Origin of the sequence: Bradyrhizobium sp. LB8.2 (assembly GCF_040548035.1) — a bacterium.
GTDB lineage: Bacteria > Pseudomonadota > Alphaproteobacteria > Rhizobiales > Xanthobacteraceae > Bradyrhizobium.
On sequence record NZ_JBEPQV010000030.1, the window covers coordinates 19,220 to 41,959 of the forward strand.

Genomic DNA, 22,740 nt, shown 5'->3' on the forward strand with positions numbered 1-22,740 from the left:
GAGCGTCCGCGTGCAATTGGCCATCACCTGCATGCACAGGATTATGGATTTTTTGCCCCGGTCAAGGCGCAGGCCGGGCGCTCGTCAGGTGACATGGAAGATGAAATCGCTGGCCTTGAGATTCGCGGTCACATTCTGCAGCAGCAGCGATTCGCTCTCCAAGACCGGCTCTCCCTCATGCTGGCCGATCTCGTGGGTCCACGAAACCAGCATCTCGCCAGATTGCGATGCGATGGTGATATTGCTCCAGTCCACGTCAGAGAACTGCCGCAGATCGATCTTGTCGAGGCCGGCCGCAAAATCGGCGATGATGTGCTGGCCATCGGCCCCCGATGCGTTCGGCGAGAACACGAACTGATCCTTGCCACCGCCGCCGGTGAGCGTGTCGCCGGTCTCGGTCGCGAAGATGACGTCCTTGCCGCCGGTGCCTTGCAGCGTCATGCCCTGGCCGCTCGCGCCCTCGACGAAGATGAAGTTGATGGTGTCGTTATGGCCGGCGGAGTCGGCAACGGTCAGAGTGATCTGGTCGGTCGCGGGCGGCTGCAGGCATTCATCGGTGCTGGCGCCGGCCGGATCGTAGGTGATGCCCGCGCCGCCCGCGAGGGCCGCGTTGATCTGCGCAAGCGTACCGGACGCCGGATAGACACTGACGGTGCTGATATCCGGATTCGCTGTCGACACCGTGACGGTGAACGTGTCCGTGCCGGCGTCGGAATCGGTATCGGTGACCACGAGATCGGTGATGATCTCGTTGCTGTTCTCGATGATGTGCTCGACCTGGAAGCTCTCGGTGTCGATGACCGGACCGGTGGCGTCGCTGGCCCCGGTCACATCCACCGTGAGCATGGCCGTGCCGATCGCACCGTGCACGTCCGCGGTCTGGACAGTAAAAATATCCGCGTAGGATCCTTCCGCCAGCGCGTTGATCGCGGCGGCGCTCGGAACGTAGCTGTAGCTGCCGTCGGGATTGACCGTCAGCGTCCCGTACAGTCCCCCGGCTGTCGTCGCAGCATGGTGATCCGCATTGAGAACGGAATAGGTCAGGGTCGCCGTCTCGCCGGTATCGACATCATTGCCCGTCAGCGTCCCGATGAAATCGGAGAAGGTGTCGGCAGCGGCCGTATCCGTGAGCGCGCCGATGTGGAGATCGGACAGCGTCGGCGCGTCGTTCGTGCCGGAGATGTTGACGGTGACGACTGCGCTCGTGCCCGCGCCATCAGCATCCGACGGAACGATGGTGTATTGCAGCGACAGCGTCTGGCCGGCCGCGAGGAAATCGAAGGCCTGACCGCCCGAATTGAACTGCCACGTAAACTGGGTGCTGGTGGCCGTGCCGTCGAGGATCTCGCCGGGCGGGACGGTGAGGTAGTTCAGCAGGTCCGCATGCGACAGCCCGCCGACGCTGCCGGTTTGCAGCACGCCGTCGAGAGCAACCTGCATCTGGCTGACCGACACCGTGACGTGATCGATCGCGTCGACGTCGGAGACCGCCAACACGCCATGCGAAAGCTGGCCGGCATTGGTTTCCATCAGATCGGCAAGGTCGATATTGAGGCCTTGGGCAGGGTTGACCGAATTGGCGGCCGTGATCCCGCTGTCGTCGCCGAGCTGATAATACGCGGCCAGACTCGCCTCGCTGCCGGTGAGCGTGGTGAAATCGATCGTCTGGATCTGCGTCTGCGTGAGCGCGGTGGTCCAGACGCTGACATCGGCGATCGAGCCGAAGAAGCCCTCCCCTCCAAAGCCCGCTGCGCCTGGCTCGCTCGCGGCGCCAATCATCATGTAAGACGCCGACGGACTGCCGTCGATCGGGTTGACGCCCCATGACTGCGAATATTCGAGGTTTCCATCGAGATAGAGCGTGAAGGTGCCGTTGTCGCGGGTCAGTGCGATGTTGTGCCATTGCGAGGCCGTAAGCGCGACACCGGTATCCTCGATGTCGACGCCGCCTGCGAGAATCTGCAGCTCCAAGGTACCATCGACGTTGACGGTGCCAAGCATACCGAAGCCGGCGGTCGAGGTGTTGCCGTTGTAGAACAGGATCTGGCCGTGACCCGGATCGGCGCCCCCGCTCCAGTTCACCCGGCCGTCCAGCGTCACGTCATTAGTCGCGACCGTCGGCACGTCGCCGACCGCGATGGTCTTGCCGTCGAAGTTTATGTAGTCCGACGTGACATAGGAAACGGCCGGCGCATCGTTGGTGCCGGTGATCGTGACCGTGACGTCCTGGCTGACCTTGCCGCCCTGCTGGTCGTCGAACGTGACGGTGTAGACCTGAGTGATGGTCTGCCCCTCCGCCAACGACTGCAGCACGGGATCGCTATTGTCCAAGGTGAAGTGCCAGCCAAGTGTCGCAGCGGCGCTGGTATCGCTTGCGGATTCGGACACCGCGTCGATCGTGAAGGTGCCGATATTCGTGCTGTCGTCCTCGAAGCCCGGCAGGGCCGAGCTGACGGACGACGATTTGAACGACCACTCGGTCGTGTGGGTGTCGATCAGGTCGATGTCCTGGATCGCCAGCGTGCCGCCGGTCGATAATGACAAGCCGTCATCCTCGGTGACCGTACCCGTCGCCGCAGCAGTGTCGCTCGTGACCGTCGGCGCGTCGTTGGCGCCGTTAATCGTGACGGTCACGTCCTGCGAGACATGCGCGCCGTGATCGTCGGTGAAGGTGACGGTGTAGACCTGGGTGATGGTCTGGCCTTGGGCCAGCGATTGCAGCACCGCATCGTTGTTGTCGAGGCTGAAGTGCCAGCCCAGCGTCGCTCTGTTGTCGGCATCGGTGCTGAATTCGTACACCGACGGATCGATCGTGAAGCTGCCGAGCGGCGTGTCGTCATCGAAACCCGGCAGATGCGCGCTCGATGTCCACGACTTGAACACCGCCTGCGCCGTATGGGTGTCGATCAGGTCGAGATCCTGGATCGCCAGCATACCGTCGATCGACAGCGTCGCGCAGGCATCCTCGGTCACAGCTCCGGCAGCATCGGCAGCGTCACTCGTGATCATCGGCGCGTCATTGGCGCCGTTGATCGTGACGGTCACGTCCTGCGAGACGTACGCGCCGTGATCGTCGGTGAAGGTAACGGTGTAGACTTGGGTGATGGTCTGGCCCTGAGCCAGCGATTGCAGCATCGCATCGTTAGTGTCGAGGCTGAAGTGCCAGCCCAGCGTCGCACCGTTGTCGGTGTCGGTGTTGAACTCGGCGACGTCGGAATCGATCGTGAAGCTGCCGAGCGGCGTATCGCCGTCGAAGCCCGGCAGATGCGCGCTCGATGTCGCCGATTTGAACACGGCCTGCGCCGCATGGGTGTCGATCAGGTCGAGATCCTGGATCGCCAGCGTGCCGTCGGTCGACAGCGTCGCTCCGGTGTCCTCGGTCACAGCTCCGGTGGCATCCGCGGCACTGCTGGTCATCGTCGGCGCGTCGTTGGTGCCGGTGATGGTGACCGTGACGTCTCGGGTGACCGTCCCACCATGATGATCGTCGACCGTGACGGTGTAAACCTGCGTGATGGTCTGGCCCTTGGCCAGCGACTGGAGCACCGGATCGCTATCGTCGATCGTAAAGGTCCAGCCGACTGCCCCTCGCGTGCTGACGCCGGGACTCTCGCTCACCGCCGTGAGCGCGAACGTGCCGATATGCGAAGTGCCGTCGCTGAAGCCGGGCAGATGCGCGTTCGAAACCGTCGACTTCAGATCGAAACTCGCGGTGTGGGTGTCCGTGAGATCGGGATCGTTGAAGGTAACGGTGCCATTGGCGGCGAGCGTGGCCGCACTATCCTCGGTTACCGCACCTGTCGGGGTGGTGGAGTCTTCGACGATCGTCGGGAGGTCGTTGGTGCCCTCGACATTGACGTCTGCACCATTGATGGACACGGTGATCGGCGTGCTGACGACACCGCCGTGCCCGTCATCGACCTGCACCACATAATTGAGGGTCAGCGTCTCGCCTTCGGCGAGGAAATCGAAGAGATGGTCGGGAACGCTGTAGGCCCAGGTGGCCGAGCCGTTGTTGCCGTTTCCGGCGCCCTGCACCACGGTCAGCGGCACCTCGACGGCGGCGATCGCGGCGCGCTGCTCCGGCGTCAGCGTCGCGGTGATATCGCGCCCTTCGACATCTAGATATTTGAACGGCTGGGTGGACGAAAGCGCCGCGCTCACGATCGGCCGGTCCGTCAGATCGACATCGCTGAAGATGACTGTGCCCGTGATGGTGTCCAGAGCCTCGTTGCCGGTCCCGACCTTCTCGATGACGGTGCCACCCGACGTCGCGACGGTGGGCTTGTCGTTGGTGCCGGTGATCGTGATGGTGATCGTTCTGGTGGCGGTGTCCGGGCTCACGGTGAAATTGTTGGCGATGCGGACCGTGTAGGTCAGCGTCAACGTTTCGCCAGCCGCGAGGAAGTCGAAGACGTGGTCGGGGATCGTGTAGGTCCAGACCGCCGAGCCGGTGTTGGTGTTGCCGCCCTTGGCGACCACGTCGATGTTGATCAGCGTCGCCGCGATGTCCTGCTTCTGGAGCGAGGTGAGCGATGCGGTGACATCGTGCAGTCCGGCGTCCTTGTAGACGTAGTTGGGCGCGTCGCCGAGGCTCACGCTCACCGTCGGCCGGTCACCCAGGTTCTGGTCGAGGAAGGTGATCAGGCCGGAGATCGTGTCGGAATGCGTCGTGTCGCCAGTTGTGTTCGCGCGCTCGGTCAGCGCGAATTCCGACGTCACATTGCCGTTGAGATCGAGGGTGCGCGCGTCGGGCGGGCCGGGAATACGGTTGCTGGTCGACGTGGATGTGCCGGGGCCCTGCGGTCCCTGCGGATTGAGGTTCGCGAAGGTCGCAATCGCGGTGGCGCCGGTTGGCGTCTTGAGCAAGATATCGTAGCTGGTCTGTGTGATCGAATCGGTGAAGTTCGTGGTCAGCTTGGTGTTGGTGTTGTTGTCGGTGAACTTCAGCGTGAACACGTCCGTGATCAGCTTCTGGACGTCCGGCGACATCAGCGCATTGCTGATCGAGACGTTGCCGCCGCTGATCTGGATCATCTGGCCGGCCTGGTTGACCGTCGCGATCGGCAGCAGCGTGACCTTGTCGAACAGGATGTAGGAGCCGGTCGTGCCGTTCGGCTCGACCAGCACCTGGAAGCTCGCCTCCGGCTGCGGTTCACCGCCCCCGGCGGGAACGACGAAGTGGATCTGGCTCAGCACCGCCGTGCCGCGGATGCCCATGGTGGCGACCGGGGTGTCGATCTTCATGTCGCCATGCTTGGCGGTCTCGCCGGCAACGAAGGTGATGGTGCCTGCGACCAGACTAAGCAGCGAGGAATTGTTCGACCCGTTGGGGTCGTAGACCATCTCGTTCAGCACCATCCGCGCATTGGAGGACAGGCCGAACACCGTACCGTCGATGAAGGTGATGCCGAGCGTCGAGTCGCCGCCGGTCGAGACCACGTCGCCCTTCTCGACGTTGTCGCCGTTGTTCAGGATGATGGAGACTCCGTTGCGGACCGCGGTCGCGCTGCCGGACAGCTTGGTGACGTGGCCGATGACCTGGGCGGCGGCAATGCCGGACGCGGCCTGCGCATATTGGACGTGGCCCGTGAGCGCGTTGACGATGTCGCCGCTGAGGTGCGCGCCATCCGGCGACGAGAGCGCCGCGCGCTTGTCGCCCCTGAAATAATCGGGAACGATAAACTCGTGACCGTCGTGGGACAGCACGAGATCGCTGCCTGCGCGCTTGTACTCGCCGTTGAAGATCAGGTTTGGATCGGGAACAACGAACGCGCCCTCAGGCACGTGACCCTGCGCCTTCGCGATAAAAGGCTTGCCCGTAAAGGAATCGACATGGGCGTCGGAGGGCGAGTGGGAACCCGCGCCATCCAAGGAAATCGCGGCGTTAAATATGCCAGCGTAATTCAATCGGGCACCAAAAAAGGGTTAAAATCTAAGTAAGTATCGATCGCCTAAGCTTGCTTATCATTACCAAGTCCCTAGCGAAACCATCTATTGCTTGTGTGATTTCGCATCACCCAGCGGTCGACGCCCCTACCAGGCCCCGCCACCTTAGAGGAAGCAACGTATTTATCGAAATATCTGTAAGTATATGATTGCTTATCCGAGCCCATTTTCGGTACCATCTGTATTCGCTTGTATAAATTTTACAACGAATACTTGAGTTATCTATCGTTCGTGGTGCCCCGCAACATACTGCGGCAAATACGGAGCCAAATCTGTGACCCAATTAACAGAACCCGTGAAATAGCGGGTCGTTAGCCATAGGGCGCGGAATCGGCCGCGGCACAACCAGTACCTGCAATTCGTCCGATTTCGCGGCAGGCGGCCTCTTACCTAGTCCCCGATTCGTAAAATTTTACGCAATTGGGCCAGACCGGTTTCAGCCTGTTATCCGGTTTTGGGACCTCAGCCGGGCGCGTTAAGCAGAACAAAACAGCCCGTCTCGCACTATCTCCGCGAAAGCAACAAAGCCCGCACGACCAGATCGAGGGGGACCTGGCGAAGCCGGAAGGGGATGTCAGATGGAGACCGCTGCTCGCTCGCGCGCTTGGCGCGCAATTATTGTGCTGTGCGGATTGATCCTGCTCGGATCGGCCGCCGAGCTTCGCGCCGGCACGCTGCTGTCGCCGGGGGCCGGTGTCCTCGTGCGCAAATCCGCCGAGCCGTTCGGCGTGTTCGCCTTCGCCACCTCCGCCGGCGGCCTGCAACAGAAATGGTTCGCGCTGAAGTCCAGGCTCGATGACGACATGGTGCAGCTCGCGCTGTGCGACGGCGACCGGGACAATTGCGCTTCGCCCGCCGCGCTGAAACTGATCGCCATCGTCGACCAGGCCCGCAGCCGTGACGGCCGCGCTCTGCTGGGCGAAACCAATCGCGCCATCAACCTGGCTATCCGTGCCGCCAACGACGGTTCTGAGGACGTCTGGAGCTCGCCGCTCGCGACCTTCGCGCGCGGCGCCGGCGATTGCGAGGACTATGCCATTGCCAAGCTCGCCGCCCTGCGGCTCGCGGGCGTTGCCGCCGAAGACCTTCGCATTGTCGTGGTGCGCGACGTCAGGGCCGGCGAAGAGCATGCGGTTGCCGCCACACGGCTCGACGGCCATTGGCTGATGCTCGACAACCGCCGCATGGCAATGGTCGAGGACGACGCTGCACGGAGCTACCAGCCGCTGTTCGTGCTCTACCAGTCGGCCGTGATGAAATATGTCGACGAACCCGTGCGGTTCTCGATGGTCGCCGCCGAGACGCATTGATTGATGTTGTAGCCCGGACGGAACGCAGCGAAATCCTGGCTACGAGCCCAACCACCCCGCCACAAAGCCATTTCGCCGCGCGATCCGGGACGCTAGCATGGCCGCGGCTTTGCGGGGGCGACTGAAATGCGGTTCATCGTGCTGACTTTGCTTGCGCTGCTGGCTTTGCCGGCGGCACCGGGCTTCGCGCAATCAGGCACCTCCGACCGCTCCGTCGCCGACAGGCTGCCGCTGTTCGCCAGGAACAACTGCCAGCAGATTCGCGATCCCGGTAATCAATTGTTCTGCGGTGATGCCGAGCTTGCCGCCGCCGCAGAGAAGCTGAGCACGGGAATCGAGGCGCGGCTTGCCCGCCTGCCCGATCGCCTGCCTGGAATCGAGGAGAACGCGATCTGGATCCGCCAGCGCAACCTCGGTTGCGGCATCGTCGGCCAGACCGCAATCCGCACCGACGATTTCGACCGGGTGAAGGCATGCCTCCTCAAGGTGACCGAGGAGCGCGCAGCGATCGTGCGCGATCCGGATTTCGACTGTCTCGCGGCCAACACCGCAGCGGGTGCGCTGATCTGTGCGGACCCGTCGCTGGCGCTTGCCGAGACCGAATTGAACAGCCAGGTGCTCAGCCTGATCGGCAAGCTCGATCCGACAGCGGCACGCTTTGCCTTCGCCGAATATGGCCGGTGGACGCGGGAGCGCGATCGCAAATGCAATCTGGTCGGCAAGGAGAACGTGCCGCTCGGGGAGCTCGAGTCGGCGGAGGACTGTCTCGCCGGCTATCTCAAGCACAAGGCCGGCGAGATCGGCGCGGCGAAAGGCGATCCGAAAAAGGTGTTCGGCCGACAGGTCGTAGCCCGCTTGCCCGACACCGACGCCGTCGACTTCTGCGCCGCGCGAATCCACGCGGCCAATTCCTGCGGTAACTTCCTCCGCATCAACCGCGTCTACGCGCTCGACAGCCAGGTGACCGAGCAGGAGGCGCAGGTCACGGGCGAGATCGAGATGGTTGTGCTGGCGCCCTTCACCATGTGCAGCAAGGTCGCGTCCGCCTGCACGGGCACCTGCTGGGACGCCAGGACGGGTCGTCCACAGCCTGGCGGCGGCAACAAGGAGCGCTCCGCAGACGCCTTCAACGTCACACGCCGCCTCAGGATCCAGCGCACTTTTGCGTTTGTGAAAGCCGCCGACGGCTGGCGCTGCCGGGAAGACGAACTGGCCCCGGTGAATTCCGGCACCGCGGGCGGGGGATCGTGAACCGTCCTTAAAGAACGCCGACGCTTCGCATCGGCTATGGTGCCGGATGAGGGCAAGACTGTTCGCGAGGAGGGAACCTCTCACCCGGCTCGCCGCTTCGCGGCGATCCACCCTCTCCCGCAAGGGACGAGGGTGCACCGTTAGCGCCGCAAGAGCGATCCGATCAAAACATCAGATTGTCCTTCACCAGGACCCAGCGGCCGCCCTTGACCTGCTGCACCTGGGTGATGGTGTTGGCGAGGTGGTCGGTCTTGGAGAACTTGGTCGGCGGCGAGTTGAAGATGTCGAGGAACTTGTCGCCCGATTCCAGCGCGTCCAGCATCTTCTGGCCGGTCAGATCCTTGCCCGCCTTGTTGGCGTAGAACGCAAACGTCGTCACCGCGTTGTAGCCGATGATCGCCTGGGTGTTGGCATCGGTGTTGAACATCTTCTTGTAGTTGACGAGCCAGTCGTGGACCTTGCCCTTGGCGGTGTCCTCGTACGGAATCTCGAAGCCTGACGCTGCATAGAGGCCCTCGACGGCGTCCTTGCCGAGCGCCGGCACTTCCAGCACGTTGGTCGGCGTCGCCCCCAGGAAGGTGACGTCCCAGCCGAGCTTCTTCGCCTCCGTCATGGCACCGATGGTTTCGCGGATCACGGTGCCGAGCACGACGAGATCGCAGCCGTCGGACTTCATCTTGGCGATCTGCGCGCTGAAGTCGGAGGCGCCGCGCTTGTAGCTCGTCACCGACGCCGGCTGCAGCTTCATGGCCGTCAATTGCTGGGTGAAGCCGTCGAGCACGTTCTTTCCGTACTCGTCGTCCTGGTGCATGATGCAGGGCTTCCCAAAATTCTTCCACTCCACCATGTATTTCAGCGCGGCGCGCGTGCTCTCGACATAGGGCAAGAGGTTGTTGAACTTCAGCCGCTCCTGCGGCTTGGCCGGGTCGAACTTGAAGGTGAACTCGGCGGCGGTCAGCGGGAAGAGCTGGAGCACGCCGGCATCGAACAGGATGTCCTGCGCGGCCAGCGTCGGCGCCGATCCCATCGAGCCGATCATGACGAAGATCTTGTCGCGCTCGACCATCTTCTGCGAGGCCAGCACGCCCTTCTTCGGATCGTAGCCGTTGTCTTCGAGGATCATCCTGATCTTGCGTCCCTGGACGCCACCGGCCGCGTTGATTTCCTCGACGGCCATCTTCATGCCGTTGGAGACCGGCACGCCCCAGACCTTGATCGGCCCCGACAGATCCTGATGGGTGCCGATGACGATCTCGGAGGCCGAGATGCCTTCATTGGTGACCTTGGTCTGCGCTGCGGCGGGCAGACTGGTGAGCACCACCGCGCCTACCGCAAAGCCGAACGCTCTCGACGATCTCGACATTGACGTCTCCTCTCCTTGGGGCCCGCATGATGCGAAGGGTGGGGGCCATCACTCCTTCGCTGTTTTCGAACGAGATTGGTCAAGCCACCGCCCGCGCGAGGTACATCGCCTCGATATCGGCGGCATAGCGCTTGTTCACGAAGCCGCGCTTCAGCTTCATGGTCGGCGTCAGCTCCTCGTCCTCCGGAGTGAGCTGGCGTTCGATCAGATAGAATTTCTTGATGGTTTCGACGCGGGCGAAATTGGCGTTGACCGCTTCGATCTCACGCCAGATCAGGTCCTGGATCTCCGTCGCGCGGCACAGGCTAGCATAATTGGTGAATGGGATGTCGTGGTCCTGGGCGAATTTCTCGACATTCTCCTGGTCGATCATCACGAGGCAGGTGAGGTACGGCCGCTTGTCGCCGATCACCACGGAATCCGAGATGTAGGGCGAAAATTTCAACTGGTTCTCGATCTCGGACGGCGTGATGTTCTTGCCGCCGGAGGTGATGATGATGTCCTTCATCCGGTCGGTGATGCGGACGAAGCCTTCATTGTCGATGGTGCCGACGTCGCCGGTATGCAGCCAGCCGCGATGGTCGATGGTCTCGGCTGTCCTCTCCGGCTGGTTCAGATAGCCCATGAACAGGAAGTCGCCCTTGATCAAAATCTCGCCGTCGGGCGACAGCGCGACCTCACCCCACGACACAGCCTTGCCGACCGAGCCAAGCTTGATCCGCTCCGCCGGCATCATGGTCGCGACGCCGCAATTCTCGGTCTGCCCGTAGAGCTCGTGGATGTCGATTCCGAGCGCGAGATACCAGCGGATCAGATCCGGTGCGATCGGCGCCGCGCCGGTGAAGGCGACGCGGCAACGGTCGAGCCCGATCATGCGGCGGATGTTGCGGAATGCGAGCCGGTAAGCGATGCCGTTGGCGATGCGCAACGACAGCGGCGGCGCCTTTCCTTCGATCCTGCAATCGACCATGCGATAGCCGATGCCGATGGCGCGGCGGTAGACCCATTGCTGGAACGGCGTCGCATCCTTTAGCGCGATGGTGATGGCGGAATAGAATTTTTCCCAGATGCGCGGCACCGCGAGGAAGATGGTCGGCTGCACCTCGCGCAGATTGTCAGGCACGGTCTCCGGACTCTCGGCAAAGTTCATCACCGAGCCGAGCGCGACCGAGATGTAATAGCCGCCGATCCGTTCGGCGACGTGGCAGAGCGGCAGAAAGATCAGCCGATCGTCGTCCTCCCGCGCCGGGATGAAATCGTTGGCGTGCCGCATCTGATGCGTGACGCTGCGGTTGGCGTGCATGGCGCCCTTGGGCGGACCCGTAGTGCCGGATGTATAGACGAGGACCGCGAGATCGCCCGCGCTGCGGCTGTCGACCATCTCCTGCCACAGCGCCTCGCGGCCCGCCATGTAGTTGCGCCCGAGCGCGCGAAACTCGTCGAGCGACATCACCATGTCGTCGGAGAACCCGCTGAGGCCCTCCATGTCGAACACGATGACCTTTTGCAGAGACGGACAGCGCGCGCGGCAGGCCAGCACCTTGTCGAGCTGCTCCTCGTCCTCGGCAAAGATTACTTTGGTTCGGGAATCGTTGACGAGATATTCGACCTGGGACGACGCATCGGTCGGATAGATTCCGGAGGAGACGCCGCCGGCGCATAGAATGCCCATGTCGGCATGGACCCATTCCGGCACGGCGTTAGCGATGATGGAGGCGACGTCGCCGGGCCTGAAGTCGATGGCGTGCAGCGCGTAGGCGATCTCCTTCGATATCTCCAGCCATTCGCGCCAGCTCGTCGGCTGCCAGATCCCGAATTTCTTCTCGCGTATAGCCGGCCTGTCGCCCCGCGTCTCCGCGGCGCGCAAAAAGCTTTTCGCGATGGTGTCAGCGACCGTCAGCACCGCCTGTCGGGCCATGCACCTCTCCTCCTTGTCGCGTTCCCCTCCGCTGCCTGCCTTGCCGGCGGTCTATTGTTACGGACGGGTATCCTGCTTTAACGCCAAGTCTTGCTTTAACGCCAAGTCTTCTTCTTTTTCCAGCGCCGCTCGCCTCGCGCGCCCGCTTCCTTGGCGCCAAGGTAGAATTCCTGGATGTCCTGGGAATGCATCAAGCGGTCGCAGGTGTCGTTCATCACGATCCGGCCGATCTCCAGCACATAGCCGTAGTGCGCCGTCTCCAGCGCAACCTTGGCGTTCTGCTCGACCAGCAGGATCGACATGCCCTGCTCCTCGTTGACCCGGCGGATGATGGAGAAGATCTCCTTCACGAGTAGCGGCGACAGGCCGAGCGAGGGCTCGTCGAGCAGCAGCAGCGTCGGCCGGTTCATCAGCGCGCGGCCGATCGCGAGCATCTGCTGTTCGCCGCCGGAGAGCTGTCCGGCCGGTTGGTTGATGCGCTCCTTCAAACGCGGGAAATAGCCGTAGACACGCTCCAGATCTTCCGCAACGCCGTCACGATCCCTACGCGGATAGGCGCCCATCATCAGATTCTCGCGCACGGAGAGGAACGGAAACACCTCGCGCCCCTCCGGCACGTGGCTGAGGCCGAGCCGCACGATCCTGTCCGCCTCCATGCGTTGGATCGGCTTGCCCATGAACTCGATGGCGCCCTTCTGCGGATCGAGAATGCCGGAGATGGTCTTCAGCACCGTGGTCTTGCCAGCGCCGTTGGCGCCCAGCAGCGTGACGATACGGCCGCGCGGCACCTCCAACGAGATGCCGCGGATCGCCATGATCGGCCCGTAATAGCTCTCGATGTTGGAGAGCTTCAAGATGATATCGGGCGTGACGGCGGCGTCCATGCGTCAGGCTCCCAAATACGCGGCAATGACGTCAGGGTGCTGCTGCACTTCGGCGGGGGAGCCCGTGGCCAGCACCCGGCCGTAGTTCAGCGCAATGACGCGGTCGGAGACGCGGTTGACCAGCGACATGTCGTGCTCGACCATGAGCACGGTGACGCCGAGATCGTTCTTCAGGTCGCGGATCCAGAACGACATGCCGTCGGTCTCCTCGACGTTGAGGCCCGAGGACGGCTCGTCGAGCAGGATCAGCTTCGGCTCCGAGCACAGCGCACGCGCAAGCTCGATCACCTTGCGCACGCCGTAAGGAAGGCCCGAGATCAGCTTGTCGCGATAGGGCTCGAGATCGAGGAACTCGATCACCTGCTCCACCCTGCGGCGATGCACCTTCTCGTTGGCGCGCACGCTTGGCAGGAACAACAGCTCCTGCCAGAGCTGCGTGGTCGAATGCCGGTGGCGGCCGACCAAAAGGTTCGACAGCACGGTGGCATTCTCGAACAGCTCGATGTTCTGGAAAGTGCGGGCGATGCCGAGCCTTGCGATGTCGTAGGGCGGCTGCTCGGTGATGTCCTGGTCCTCGAAGAAGATGCGGCCCGAGGTCGGCCGGTAGATCCGCGAGATCAAATTGAAGATCGAGCTCTTGCCGGCGCCGTTGGGTCCGATGATCGAGAGGATCTCGCCCCTCTCCACCGCGAACGACACCGCATCGACCGCCTTCAGCCCGCCGAAATGCAGCGACAGATTCTCTGCGCGAAAATAGCTCATCGGTTGCGATCCGACTTCACGTAGATCTTCTGCCGCTTGAAGGTGGCGCGCTTGTAGAGTGGGAACAGCTGGAAGAAGAGTTTTATCTTCAGCCAGCGGCCGTAGAGCCCGAGCGGCTCGAATAGCACGAACAATACGATAATGATGCCGTAGATCGCGCCTTTCAGGCCGTTGAGCGAGGCGAAGGCCGCGACCTTGGACTGGATGTTGGCCGCGCCTTGCGTGCCTGCTCCGAACGTCGCGGCAATGCCGGCGATGATGCCGGGCATGTCGTCCTTGAGGTAGGTCAGGAACGGATCGATCATCACGATGAAGATCGCCCCCAACACCGCGCCGTGCAGGCTGAAGGTGCCGCCGATCAGGATCACGATGATGAACTCGATCGAGAGCTGCAGCGTGAACATCTCCGGTGAGATGAAGGAGAGCTTGTGCGCGAACAGCACGCCGGCGAAGCCGGTGATCGCCGCCGAGATCGCAAAGGATTTGACTTTGTACAGCGCGACATTGACGCCCATGCTGCGCGCCGCGGTCTCACTGTCGCGGATCGCGACGAAGGCGCGCCCGGTCGGCGAACGCAGCAAATTGAGGGTGCCGACGATGGTCAGCACCAGCACGGCAAGGCAGAGGAAATAGAAGGTCGGGCTGTCGCGCGAGACTGTGACCCCAAACAGCGCCACCGCCTTGATTCGCATGCCCTCATTGCCGTTGGTGACGCTCTCCCAGCGCGCCAGGATCTCTTCGACAATGAAGGCGAAGGAGATGGTGGCGATGACGAGATAAATGCCTTGCAGCCGCAGCGCGGGGAAGCCGACCAGCGCACCGATCAGACCGGTCAGGAGCCCGGCAGCGAGGAAATAGACCGGGAACGGCACTCCATATTTCTGCAAGTACGCCGCCGTATACGCGCCGATCGCGAGAAACGCCGCATGGCCGAGCGAGGCCTGCCCGGTGAAGCCCGTCAAAATCAGCAGCGCCACACCGACGGTCGCATAGATGCAGACGAAGACGAGCTGGCTCATCAGATAGCTGGAGAGCACATAGGGCGCGATCAGCAGCACGGCCAGCAGGAGACCGTATGAGACGAAATAGCCCGAGTGCGGGAACAACTTGATGTCGTCTTTATAGTCGGTCTTGAACAGGAAGCGCATGGCGTTCAGACCTTCTTGCGGACGTGACGGCCGAACAGGCCTTCGGGCTTCAGCAGGAGCACGGCGAGCAGCACGATGTAGGGCGCGACGTCCTTCCAGCCCTCGACCAGATAGAAGCCGGCCATGCTCTCGATGACGCCGATCAGGACGCCGCCGACGACGGCGCCGGGGATCGAGCCGAACCCGCCGAGCACGGCGGCCGGGAATGCCTTCAGGCCAAGCACCAGACCGACATTGGAATGGATGAAGGTGATCGGCGCCAGCAGCACGCCGGCGCAGGTCGCAACCGCAGCGCTGATCGCCCAGACGATCGACACCACGCGCTTGACCGGGATGCCCATGTAATAGGCTGCCAGCATGTTCTCGGAACTGGCGCGCATCGCGGTGCCGAGCATGGTCTTGTTGAAGAACAGCCAGAGCAGCGTGCAGAGGATGACGGTGGCCGCGATCACCGACAGCTTGTCGTAGGCGAGCACCAGCGAACCAATGCGCAGCACGCCCTGGCTGAACGGCGTGTCGATCTTGAAATCGTCGGTGCCCCAGATCATGCCGGCGACCGAGCGCAGGAAATAGCCGAGCCCGATGGTCGCCATGATGATGGAGAATTGCGGATAGCCGAGTATCGGCCGCACCACCACGCGCTCGGCCAGCATGCCGAACAGCGCCATCGCCGCCACCGCGCCGGCAAAGCCGACCCAGTAGTTCAGGCCCAACATGCCGATGAAGGTGAAGGCGAAGAAGCCGCCCAGCATCATCAAATCGCCCTGGGCGAAATTGACGACCTCGGTGGCCTTGTAGACGAGCACGAAACCGAGCGCGATCAGGCCGTAGACGCAGCCGAGCGCAACACCGCTGACCAGCTGCTGAACGAAATCCAGCATCGTCGCGCATCCTCCCGATACAACCGGCGGTTCTTCCTGACCGCCTTGCCGCATCTTGTGTTCAGTCGCTACGCAGTCGTTTCGCCGCGTTCGCGCCATTCGTCCCTTGGCCAATTCAAGCCTGAACCGCCAAGCGCTGTCAACAAACGGTGACTTGCCTTTAGTCCAATCCGGATGACGGAATTTGCGGCAGCGCGATTCACGGTGCCGAAACATCTTCGGATCATGGTCGCGAGCGATGCAAAACCGCAAAGTGTGGCCGTCATGAAGCCGGACGACTCGGCGCTCGAAGTCCTGGGGTTAACGAAGCGTTTTGACCGCCTGGCGGTCGATAGCCTCGATCTCACCATCCATGCCGGCGAATTCTATGCGCTGGTCGGCCCCAATGGCGCCGGCAAGACCACCACTTTGCGCATGGTTGCCGGCTTGCTGCGGCCCGATGCCGGCGCGGTCTCGATCTTCGGCATCGATGCGCTCCAAAACCCCGTCGCCGCCAAGCAGGTGATGGCGTGGGTCTCCGACGAGCCCATGATCTACGACAAGCTCACCCCGCTCGAATATCTCGAATTCGTCGCCGGTCTGTGGGGCATCGCACCATCGGTCTCGGAACCGGTCGCCGAGGGGCTGCTCGCCTCGCTCGGGCTCGAGCCGCACCGGCACGAACGCTGCGAGGGCTTTTCCAAGGGCATGCGCCAGAAGGTCGCTCTCGCCGGCGCACTGGTGCACGATCCCCGCCTCATCATTCTCGACGAGCCGCTGACGGGACTGGACGCCGTCTCCGCCCGCCACGTGAAGGGATTGCTGAGCGATCGCGTGCGCAGCGGCTGCACCGTCATCATGACCACGCATATCCTCGAGGTCGCCGAACGCATGGCCGACCGCATCGGCGTGATCGCAGCCGGGCGCCTGGTCGCGGAGGGCACGCTGACCGAGCTGCGCCAGCAGAACGGCCACGCCGACACCAGCCTGGAAGATCTCTTCATCGCGCTGGTGACGCTCCAGGAAGCCGCATGAGTTCGGCCACCGCGCTCTCCTGGTTTGCCCGCCACGAGCTCCGGCTCGCCTGGCGCGAATGGTTCGCCATGATGACCGGCGGGCGGCGGAAACGGGCGCGTGTCGCGGTGATCGGCCTGCTGTTGTTCGCGGCGCTGCTGCACGTGCCAGCCTGGGCGGTGATCGGCCGCTTCGCGGACCTGGAACTGCCGCTCGACAAATCCTCGCTGATCGTGATCTCGGCGACCATCTTTCTCGCCTGGACGCTGATGCTGTCACAGGCGATCGAATCGGTGACGCGGGTGTTTTACGCCCGCGCCGATCTCGACCTCATCATGTCCTCGCCCGCGACGCTGGCCAATCTGTTCTCGGTGCGCATTGCCGCGATCGCGCTCACCGTCACGGTGATAGCGCTGCTGTTCTCGACGCCCTTCATCGACGTGCTGGTGTTCGGGGGCGGCGCGCGCTGGCTTGCGGCGTTCGGCCTCGTCGTCGCCATGGGCCTGTCGGCAGCGGCGATCGCGATTGCCGTCACCATCCTGCTGTTCCGCCTGATCGGCCCGGCGCGGACACGGTTCGTCGCGCAGATCCTCGCCGCGATCATCGGCGCCGGCTTCGTGATCGCGCTCCAGGTCGCGGCAATCATGTCCTACGGCACGCTGTCGCGCTTCACCATCCTGACCTCGGGTAGCGTGGCTGACCATGCCCCCGACGTCGATAGCATCTGGTGGTGGCCGGCGCGCGCGGCCATATGCGACAGCGAAGCGCTGCTGCTGCTTCTGGCGCTCGGCCTCGTGCTGCTCGGGAGCGTCATGGCGATCTTCTCGGGCCGCTTTGCAGACACCGCGATCGATGCCGCCGCCTATGGCGCGTCCGGCCGCACAAGCGCGAAGGAGCGCGCGTTCCGCGGCGGGTCGCGGCAGCACGCGCTGCGGCGCAAGGAGTTTTCGCTGCTGTGGCGCGATCCCTGGCTGATCTCGCAGACCCTGATGCAGCTGCTCTATCTGGTGCCGCCGGCGCTGCTGCTCTGGCGCAGCTTTGCCGACAGCTCCGCGGCGCTGACGCTGATCACGCCCGTCATCGTCATGGCGGCGGGACAACTCGCCGGCGGGCTCGCCTGGCTGACGATCTCGGGCGAGGACGCGCCTGATCTGGTCGCGACAGCGCCGCTAACTTCGTCCAGCGTCATCCGCGCCAAGATCGAAGTGGTGCTGATCGCGATTGCCGGCATCTTCTGCCCGCTGATCGCCGCGCTCGCTTTCGTCTCGCCGTTCCAGGCCGCGGTCAGCGCCGGCGCGGTCATCGTCAGCGCGGCGTCCGCGACCGCGATCCAGCTCTGGTTCCGGGTGCAGGCCCGGCGCAGCCAATTCCGCCGCCGCCAGACTTCCTCCCGGCTTGCGACCTTCGCCGAGGCGTTCTCCTCGATCGGCTGGGCTGCCAGCGCAGCGCTGCTGCTCGCGCTGCCCATTGCCGGTCTCGTCAGCGGCCTGATCACCGCAGGCCTGGTCGCCATCACCTGGAAGTTCAGCCCGCGGCGGGAGTAGAGCCGGCTTGGCCTACCTAGCGCTCACTTGAAAGTAAGGCGATATTGCCTTACTTAAGCTTATCAGCGAGCGAGGATCCCTCATGGGCACGCTTACCGTCACGGTAAAGGGACAGGTCACGTTGCGGAAGGACCTGTTGGAACATCTCGGTGTGCATCCGGGCGACAAAATCTCGATAGAAAAGCTTCCTGGGGGGCGAGTTGAGGTGAAGGCAGTTCGGCCCACCGGAAAGATTTCGGATGCCTTCGGCTTCCTGAAAGGAAAGACGAACGGTCGATCGCTCTCGATCGAGGCGATGAACGCGGTCATTGCTGACGGCTGGGCCGGCAAGCGATGAAGATAACACCCGACACCAACGTCTTGGTGCGGGTGTTGGTCGGAGATGATGCCGAACAGGGCAAGTTGGCCGAAGCCCTTCTGGAGAACGCGGACCTAATAGCCATCTCGATCCCCGCATTATGCGAGTTAGCTTGGGTCCTCTCACGAGGCTACAAAACCTCTGCTGGAAATATCGCGGCTTCGATCCGGCACTTGATCAATGCCTCCAATGTAGTTGTCAACCGGCCCGTAGCTGAGGCTGGATTAGCGCTCCTCGACGCCGGGGGCGATTTTGCCGATGGCGTCATCGCCCACGAAGGCAACTGGCTTGGGGCCGATACTTTCGTGTCGTTCGACAAAAAGGCCGTGAAACTGATCGAGGCGAGCGGCGGAATGGCGCGGCTCGCCAGCACCACATGACGCGAGGATAATTCGTAGATACACTCATCAGATCGTCGATAAGCGGCGGACGGTTCCTGATGTCTCGACTATTGCTGACGGTCTGTGCGCTTCTCGGTTGGCTGGTAACATCTGCCCTCGCCCAGCAGCAACCACCCCAGCGCAGCGAGTGCCTGGCGATGGCGAATGCGGCCCCCCGCGTGACACCCGTCGCGTTCCGGCAGGCCGCGGCCTCGGCTGAAGTCCAGATCACCTATGCCGGCCATTCCACCTATTTCATCGACACGCCCGGCGGCTTGCGCATCGCCACCGATTATAGCGGCGCCTATCAGGTGGGACGGCTGCCCACAGCACGCACTACTCTCTATATCCCGACAGGCGCATTCCTCATGTGCTGCATGGCTGGGGCGAGGACGGCAAGCCGGCGCTGGTCTCGGAGCGCATCGGCGACACCTTCATCCGCAACGTCACCACCGACATCCGCCGCTATTTCGGCGACGATTCCGGCGCCGACATGATCCGCGACGGCAATTCGATCTTCATCTTCGAGGTCGCGGGCCTCTGCATCGGCCATCTCGGCCATCTCCACCACAAGCTCGACGACAGCCATTTTGCCCAGATCGGGCGGCTCGACATCGTAATGGTGCCGATCGACGGCACCTACACCATGTCGCTCGACGGCGTCTCCGAGATCACCAAGCGGCTGCGCGCCTCGGTGGTGCTGCCGATGCACCGCTTCGCGACCCCGCTCGACGAGTTTATGCGCCTCATCGGCCAACAGTTCGAGATCGACCGGCGCATGGAGCGAAGTTTCCGGATGTCGCGGGATGCGCTGCCGTCGAAGCCGACGGTGATTATCCTCGACGGCGTCTGACGCGCAATTTTCTCCAAGCCGGCCATCGGCCGGCCGTGCTGGTCTCCTGAGCAGAGGAGATCGACATGACAGACTTTGCGAGATTATTGCATGCGGACGGACCGAACCCCGAGCACGCGGCGGCGCTCCAGCTTTATGGCCGCTTCGTCGGCGATTGGGATGCCGAGATCAGCGCCCATGGCCCCCACGGAACGAAACACACCGCGCCCGGCGAAATCCATTTCGGCTGGGTGCTGGAGGGCCGCGCCGTGCAGGACGCCTGGATCATTCCGCGCCCGACCGGCAGCCCGGCCTTGCCGATCGCCGGCAATTGGTACGGCACCACGCTGCGGGTCTACGATCCGACCATCGATGCATGGCGGATTTCCTGGTTCGATCCCGGCCGTAGCGTATTCCGCCAACAGATCGGCCGTCCGCGCGGCGAGGACATCGTGCAGGAAGGCACGACCGAAGCCGGCGACCTGACGCGCTGGAGTTTTACGGAGATCACCGCCGATTTCTTCCACTGGCTCGGCGAGGTCAGGCCGGCCACCGCAACCGATTGGCGACTGGTAGTCGACGTGAGGGCGAAACGGCGCAGGTTTTGAGGACGGCGCCGCTGTGCCCGCGATGACGGGTGCGGTTGCGCAACGCGCGCTGCTGCGTGCGAGGACAAGGTGCTAGGCTCCCAGAACAAGAAGCATACATAAGGGGAGCGAACGCCGATGGCTGCAAGCAGTCTGCCCGCCAACACGAGCGGGCTATTCGTCGAGCCGCGCGAGGACTGGCTCGCGCTGCATCGGGAGGAGATCATCGATCCCTTACGGCCGATCGTCGATCCCCATCACCATCTCTGGAATCGCGGACACCGCTATCTGATCGAGGAGATGGCAGCCGATGTCGCCTCCGGCCACAACATCATCGCCACCGTCTATGTCGACTGCCGCTCGATGTATCGCGCGCACGGGCCCGAAGCATTCCGGCCCGTCGGCGAGGTCGAGTTCGCCAACGGCGTGGCCGCGATGAGCGCGAGCGGCGCTTACGGCAAGGCCGCGATCTGCGCCGGCATCGTCAGTCACGCCAATCTTCTGCTCGGCGACGCCGCAAAGCCGGTGCTGGAGGCCGAGATCGCCGCGGGCAACGGTCGCTTCCGCGGCATCCGGCATTCCTCGGCCTGGGACGAAGACCCCGCCGTCGCCGGCATGTATGCGAACCGGCCGAAGGGATTGTTGCAGGACCCCACGTTCCGCAAAGGCTTTGCCTGCCTCGCGCCGCTGAACCTCAGCTTCGATGCCTGGCTGTTTCATCCGCAGATCGGCGAGCTGACCGAACTTGCCCGCGCCTTCCCCGGCACCAGGATCGTGCTCGACCATTGCGGCGGTCCGGCCGGAATCGGCCGCTTTGGCGGGCGGCGCGAGGAGGTGTTTCCGCAGTGGCGCGCCTCGATCCGGGAGATCGCGAAATGCGAGAACGTGGTGGTGAAGCTCGGCGGGCTCGCAATGTGTTTGCTCGGCCACGACTTCCATTTACGCGACAAGCCACCGTCGTCCGAGGAGCTTGCCGCGGCATGGCGGCCCTATGTCGAGACTTGCATCGAGTCATTCGGGGTGAAGCGCGCAATGTTCGAGAGCAATTTCCCGCCGGACAAAGGCCAGTGCAGCTACCAGGTGATCTTCAACGCCTTCAAGCGCATCGCCGCGCCCTTGAGCGAGACCGAGAAGACGGCGCTATTCTCGCAGACCGCGAGCGACTTCTACCGGCTCGATTTGCCATGAAAAGGTTTGCGCCACGACGAAAAGAGGGGCCGGGATGTTGATCCCGACCCCTCTTCCGTCGTAGCCGCTGGGAAGCGTCCTTGAAACTGTTTGAGCTCTAACCGGCGCCCATCAGCGAGGCGGGGCCGCGCTCGCCGGCGGAGACGAACATCCGCTTGAGCCTGTTGACGACGCGGATCAGGAAACCGATCATCGCGGGATTGGTCTTGCGGCAGAAGGCGATCTTCTTGACGTGGCCTTCGACGTGCCACTTGGCATGCGCGCCGTCGCGGAAGAAAATGACGTCGCCTGGGCCGTAGCGCTTCGGCGGCATGCCGTCGCTTTCGAGCACGATCGATCCTTCCATGATCATGATCGTCTCGTCGATATCGTAATACCAGTTGAAGCGCCCCTCGGTGCAAGCCCAGATGATGGTCGAAGCGGTACCATCGGAGCTGGTGGACAGGACGCGCGAGCGCGACACCGGATTGCCCTCGATGATCCAGGACGGCTCGATCGGCCGCAGCTCGAGATCCACACTGCAACTACCGATTTCAATCAATGAGCGCGACATCTTTTTCCCCAGGAAATATAATATGACCGGCCGGGCTCGGCCCGGATTGTTTCAAAAGATGTTGGAACGCTAATAGCCGGCTTTTAATTCTTTCTTACGCGGGCCTCGACAATCAGCCGCAAGTTGCAGACCCGAAGCGGTTAACGTCGCGATTCCCCTGCATTTTCGTGCACATGAACCCATCTTTTCCGGGGTGCGACAAAGTGCGCGAACGTGACAATCGAAGGAGCCATGCCGATGCCCCTCACCCCGGAGGAGCCCTGGTTCACCGTCGACGGCATCGACAGCCCCCGGCAGATCGGCAGTGACGGCTCCGGCGGCGCGTTCGTGCTGCTGCCGTCGCAGAATGTGCTCTACGTCTCATCGGAATGCCGCGCGGGAATTATCGCGGAGAGTTTCGAGGCTTTCGTGCAGCTCGTCATCGCGCGCCCCTATTGGCTCGACATCCTCAAATTTTCCGCCGGCGGCGATCTCCCGGAGATGCGGCGTGCGGCCGATGAGCTGGAGGCGACGCTCGACGACCAGGACGACGTCAACGAGGCCCGCGAGGAAATCCGCAGGGGCCTCGACCTGCCCGACTCGAGCGATCCGGTCGGTGCGCTCTACGACGCGGTGGCGGCTTCCGACGCCATCGTTCGGGCCACCGACGGCAGCCCGTTCACGACGCTGTTCAACCGCTTCAGCATCGACAACAGCCCGATGCTGCGCAACGCGGCGGCGTGAGAGGGGCTTGAGGGTACTTGTCCGGCCTGCATGGTTCGAGACGCGCCGTAACGCGGCGCTCCTCACCATGAGGGTCTAAGATGTCGCAACGAAGCAAGACCTCATCCTGAGGAGCC

General features: G+C 63.2%; 17 protein-coding genes and 1 pseudogene. 10 read left to right on the forward strand and 8 right to left on the reverse strand.

All coding sequences use genetic code 11. From position 1 onward, the window contains the following. Positions 1-84: 84 nt before the first annotated feature. Positions 85-5,787 carry a VCBS domain-containing protein gene (locus ABIB06_RS29375; protein WP_354069759.1) on the reverse strand — a complete coding sequence of 1,901 codons (5,703 nt, stop codon included), beginning with the start codon at positions 5,785-5,787 and terminating at the stop codon, positions 85-87. Between the two features lie 740 nt (positions 5,788-6,527). Between ABIB06_RS29375 and ABIB06_RS29380 the strand changes: the two genes are divergently transcribed. Next, positions 6,528-7,259, forward strand: a complete 732-nt coding sequence (locus ABIB06_RS29380) for a transglutaminase-like cysteine peptidase (RefSeq protein ID WP_354051386.1) — start codon at positions 6,528-6,530, stop codon at positions 7,257-7,259. A 126-nt stretch (positions 7,260-7,385) separates the two neighbouring features. Further along, on the forward strand, positions 7,386-8,510 hold the full coding sequence (locus ABIB06_RS29385; protein WP_354051384.1) for a lysozyme inhibitor LprI family protein: 1,125 nt from the start codon (positions 7,386-7,388) through the stop codon (positions 8,508-8,510). Between the two features lie 163 nt (positions 8,511-8,673). Here the strand turns inward: ABIB06_RS29385 and ABIB06_RS29390 are convergent, their stop codons facing one another. The 6 genes from ABIB06_RS29390 to ABIB06_RS29415 form a co-directional block, all read right to left on the reverse strand. After that, entirely contained in the window at positions 8,674-9,873 is a 1,200-nt protein-coding gene (locus tag ABIB06_RS29390) for an ABC transporter substrate-binding protein (RefSeq protein WP_247344223.1), read from the reverse strand. Positions 9,874-9,952: 79 nt separating this feature from the next. Beyond that, on the reverse strand, positions 9,953-11,791 hold the full coding sequence (locus ABIB06_RS29395; RefSeq protein WP_354051381.1) for an AMP-dependent synthetase/ligase: 1,839 nt from the start codon (positions 11,789-11,791) through the stop codon (positions 9,953-9,955). Positions 11,792-11,886: 95 nt separating this feature from the next. After that, the gene (locus ABIB06_RS29400; protein ID WP_354051380.1) at positions 11,887-12,675 is read right to left on the reverse strand and encodes an ABC transporter ATP-binding protein; all 789 of its coding nucleotides are present in this window, start codon (positions 12,673-12,675) and stop codon (positions 11,887-11,889) included. Between the two features lie 3 nt (positions 12,676-12,678). Further along, a complete protein-coding gene (locus ABIB06_RS29405; protein WP_354051378.1) occupies positions 12,679-13,437 on the reverse strand; it encodes an ABC transporter ATP-binding protein in 759 nt (252 codons plus the stop codon). After that, a complete protein-coding gene (locus ABIB06_RS29410) occupies positions 13,434-14,585 on the reverse strand; it encodes a branched-chain amino acid ABC transporter permease (protein WP_354051376.1) in 1,152 nt (383 codons plus the stop codon). The genes ABIB06_RS29405 and ABIB06_RS29410 overlap by 4 nt, the downstream gene beginning before the upstream one ends. Positions 14,586-14,590: 5 nt before the next feature. Next, positions 14,591-15,466, reverse strand: a complete 876-nt coding sequence (locus ABIB06_RS29415) for a branched-chain amino acid ABC transporter permease (protein WP_354051374.1) — start codon at positions 15,464-15,466, stop codon at positions 14,591-14,593. A 264-nt stretch (positions 15,467-15,730) separates the two neighbouring features. On the opposite strand from ABIB06_RS29415, the gene ABIB06_RS29420 reads away from it, so the two are divergent. The 7 genes and pseudogenes from ABIB06_RS29420 (at position 15,731) to ABIB06_RS29450 (ending at position 21,348) form a co-directional block, all read left to right on the forward strand. Beyond that, positions 15,731-16,480 carry an ABC transporter ATP-binding protein gene (locus ABIB06_RS29420; RefSeq protein WP_354051373.1) on the forward strand — a complete coding sequence of 250 codons (750 nt, stop codon included), beginning with the start codon at positions 15,731-15,733 and terminating at the stop codon, positions 16,478-16,480. Beyond that, positions 16,477-18,003: a permease gene (locus ABIB06_RS29425; RefSeq protein ID WP_354051371.1), complete on the forward strand. Its 1,527-nt coding sequence runs from the start codon at positions 16,477-16,479 to the stop codon at positions 18,001-18,003. The genes ABIB06_RS29420 and ABIB06_RS29425 overlap by 4 nt, the downstream gene beginning before the upstream one ends. Before the next feature lie 82 nt (positions 18,004-18,085). Then, the gene (locus ABIB06_RS29430; protein ID WP_354051369.1) at positions 18,086-18,340 is read left to right on the forward strand and encodes an AbrB/MazE/SpoVT family DNA-binding domain-containing protein; all 255 of its coding nucleotides are present in this window, start codon (positions 18,086-18,088) and stop codon (positions 18,338-18,340) included. Continuing rightward, positions 18,337-18,741, forward strand: a complete 405-nt coding sequence (locus tag ABIB06_RS29435; RefSeq protein ID WP_354051367.1) for a type II toxin-antitoxin system VapC family toxin — start codon at positions 18,337-18,339, stop codon at positions 18,739-18,741. Before ABIB06_RS29430 ends, ABIB06_RS29435 begins: the two co-directional genes overlap by 4 nt. 59 nt (positions 18,742-18,800) lie before the next feature. Next, positions 18,801-19,594 (forward strand): annotated as a pseudogene (locus ABIB06_RS29440) (MBL fold metallo-hydrolase). Between the two features lie 65 nt (positions 19,595-19,659). Continuing rightward, positions 19,660-20,181, forward strand: coding sequence for a hypothetical protein (locus ABIB06_RS29445; RefSeq protein ID WP_354051366.1), 522 nt, complete (start codon positions 19,660-19,662; stop codon positions 20,179-20,181). 117 nt (positions 20,182-20,298) lie between these two features. Next, on the forward strand, positions 20,299-21,348 hold the full coding sequence (locus ABIB06_RS29450; protein WP_354051365.1) for an amidohydrolase family protein: 1,050 nt from the start codon (positions 20,299-20,301) through the stop codon (positions 21,346-21,348). Positions 21,349-21,445: 97 nt separating this feature from the next. Here ABIB06_RS29450 and ABIB06_RS29455 read toward each other — a convergent pair whose 3' ends face one another. Continuing rightward, positions 21,446-21,901 (reverse strand): cupin domain-containing protein, encoded by a 456-nt coding sequence (locus tag ABIB06_RS29455; protein ID WP_354051363.1) that lies wholly within the window; start codon positions 21,899-21,901, stop codon positions 21,446-21,448. A gap of 237 nt (positions 21,902-22,138) precedes the next feature. Here ABIB06_RS29455 and ABIB06_RS29460 point away from each other — a divergent pair, with 237 nt between their 5' ends. Continuing rightward, a complete protein-coding gene (locus ABIB06_RS29460) occupies positions 22,139-22,624 on the forward strand; it encodes a hypothetical protein (protein WP_354051361.1) in 486 nt (161 codons plus the stop codon). Positions 22,625-22,740: the final 116 nt, after the last annotated feature.

Excerpts from the sequence above, each read along its gene's own strand:
- ABIB06_RS29385 (WP_354051384.1), top strand. The coding sequence starts at position 7,386 with ATGCGGTTCATCGTGCTGACTTTGCTTGCGCTGCTGGCTTTGCCGGCG.
- ABIB06_RS29460 (WP_354051361.1), top strand. The coding sequence starts at position 22,139 with ATGCCCCTCACCCCGGAGGAGCCCTGGTTCACCGTCGACGGCATCGAC.
- ABIB06_RS29415 (WP_354051374.1), bottom strand. The coding sequence starts at position 15,466 with ATGCTGGATTTCGTTCAGCAGCTGGTCAGCGGTGTTGCGCTCGGCTGC.
- ABIB06_RS29455 (WP_354051363.1), bottom strand. The coding sequence starts at position 21,901 with ATGTCGCGCTCATTGATTGAAATCGGTAGTTGCAGTGTGGATCTCGAG.
- ABIB06_RS29420 (WP_354051373.1), top strand. The coding sequence starts at position 15,731 with ATGAAGCCGGACGACTCGGCGCTCGAAGTCCTGGGGTTAACGAAGCGT.
- ABIB06_RS29410 (WP_354051376.1), bottom strand. The coding sequence starts at position 14,585 with ATGCGCTTCCTGTTCAAGACCGACTATAAAGACGACATCAAGTTGTTC.
- ABIB06_RS29435 (WP_354051367.1), top strand. The coding sequence starts at position 18,337 with ATGAAGATAACACCCGACACCAACGTCTTGGTGCGGGTGTTGGTCGGA.
- ABIB06_RS29395 (WP_354051381.1), bottom strand. The coding sequence starts at position 11,791 with ATGGCCCGACAGGCGGTGCTGACGGTCGCTGACACCATCGCGAAAAGC.
- ABIB06_RS29400 (WP_354051380.1), bottom strand. The coding sequence starts at position 12,675 with ATGGACGCCGCCGTCACGCCCGATATCATCTTGAAGCTCTCCAACATC.
- ABIB06_RS29405 (WP_354051378.1), bottom strand. The coding sequence starts at position 13,437 with ATGAGCTATTTTCGCGCAGAGAATCTGTCGCTGCATTTCGGCGGGCTG.
- ABIB06_RS29445 (WP_354051366.1), top strand. The coding sequence starts at position 19,660 with ATGACAGACTTTGCGAGATTATTGCATGCGGACGGACCGAACCCCGAG.
- ABIB06_RS29425 (WP_354051371.1), top strand. The coding sequence starts at position 16,477 with ATGAGTTCGGCCACCGCGCTCTCCTGGTTTGCCCGCCACGAGCTCCGG.
- ABIB06_RS29380 (WP_354051386.1), top strand. The coding sequence starts at position 6,528 with ATGGAGACCGCTGCTCGCTCGCGCGCTTGGCGCGCAATTATTGTGCTG.
- ABIB06_RS29430 (WP_354051369.1), top strand. The coding sequence starts at position 18,086 with ATGGGCACGCTTACCGTCACGGTAAAGGGACAGGTCACGTTGCGGAAG.
- ABIB06_RS29390 (WP_247344223.1), bottom strand. The coding sequence starts at position 9,873 with ATGTCGAGATCGTCGAGAGCGTTCGGCTTTGCGGTAGGCGCGGTGGTG.
- ABIB06_RS29450 (WP_354051365.1), top strand. The coding sequence starts at position 20,299 with ATGGCTGCAAGCAGTCTGCCCGCCAACACGAGCGGGCTATTCGTCGAG.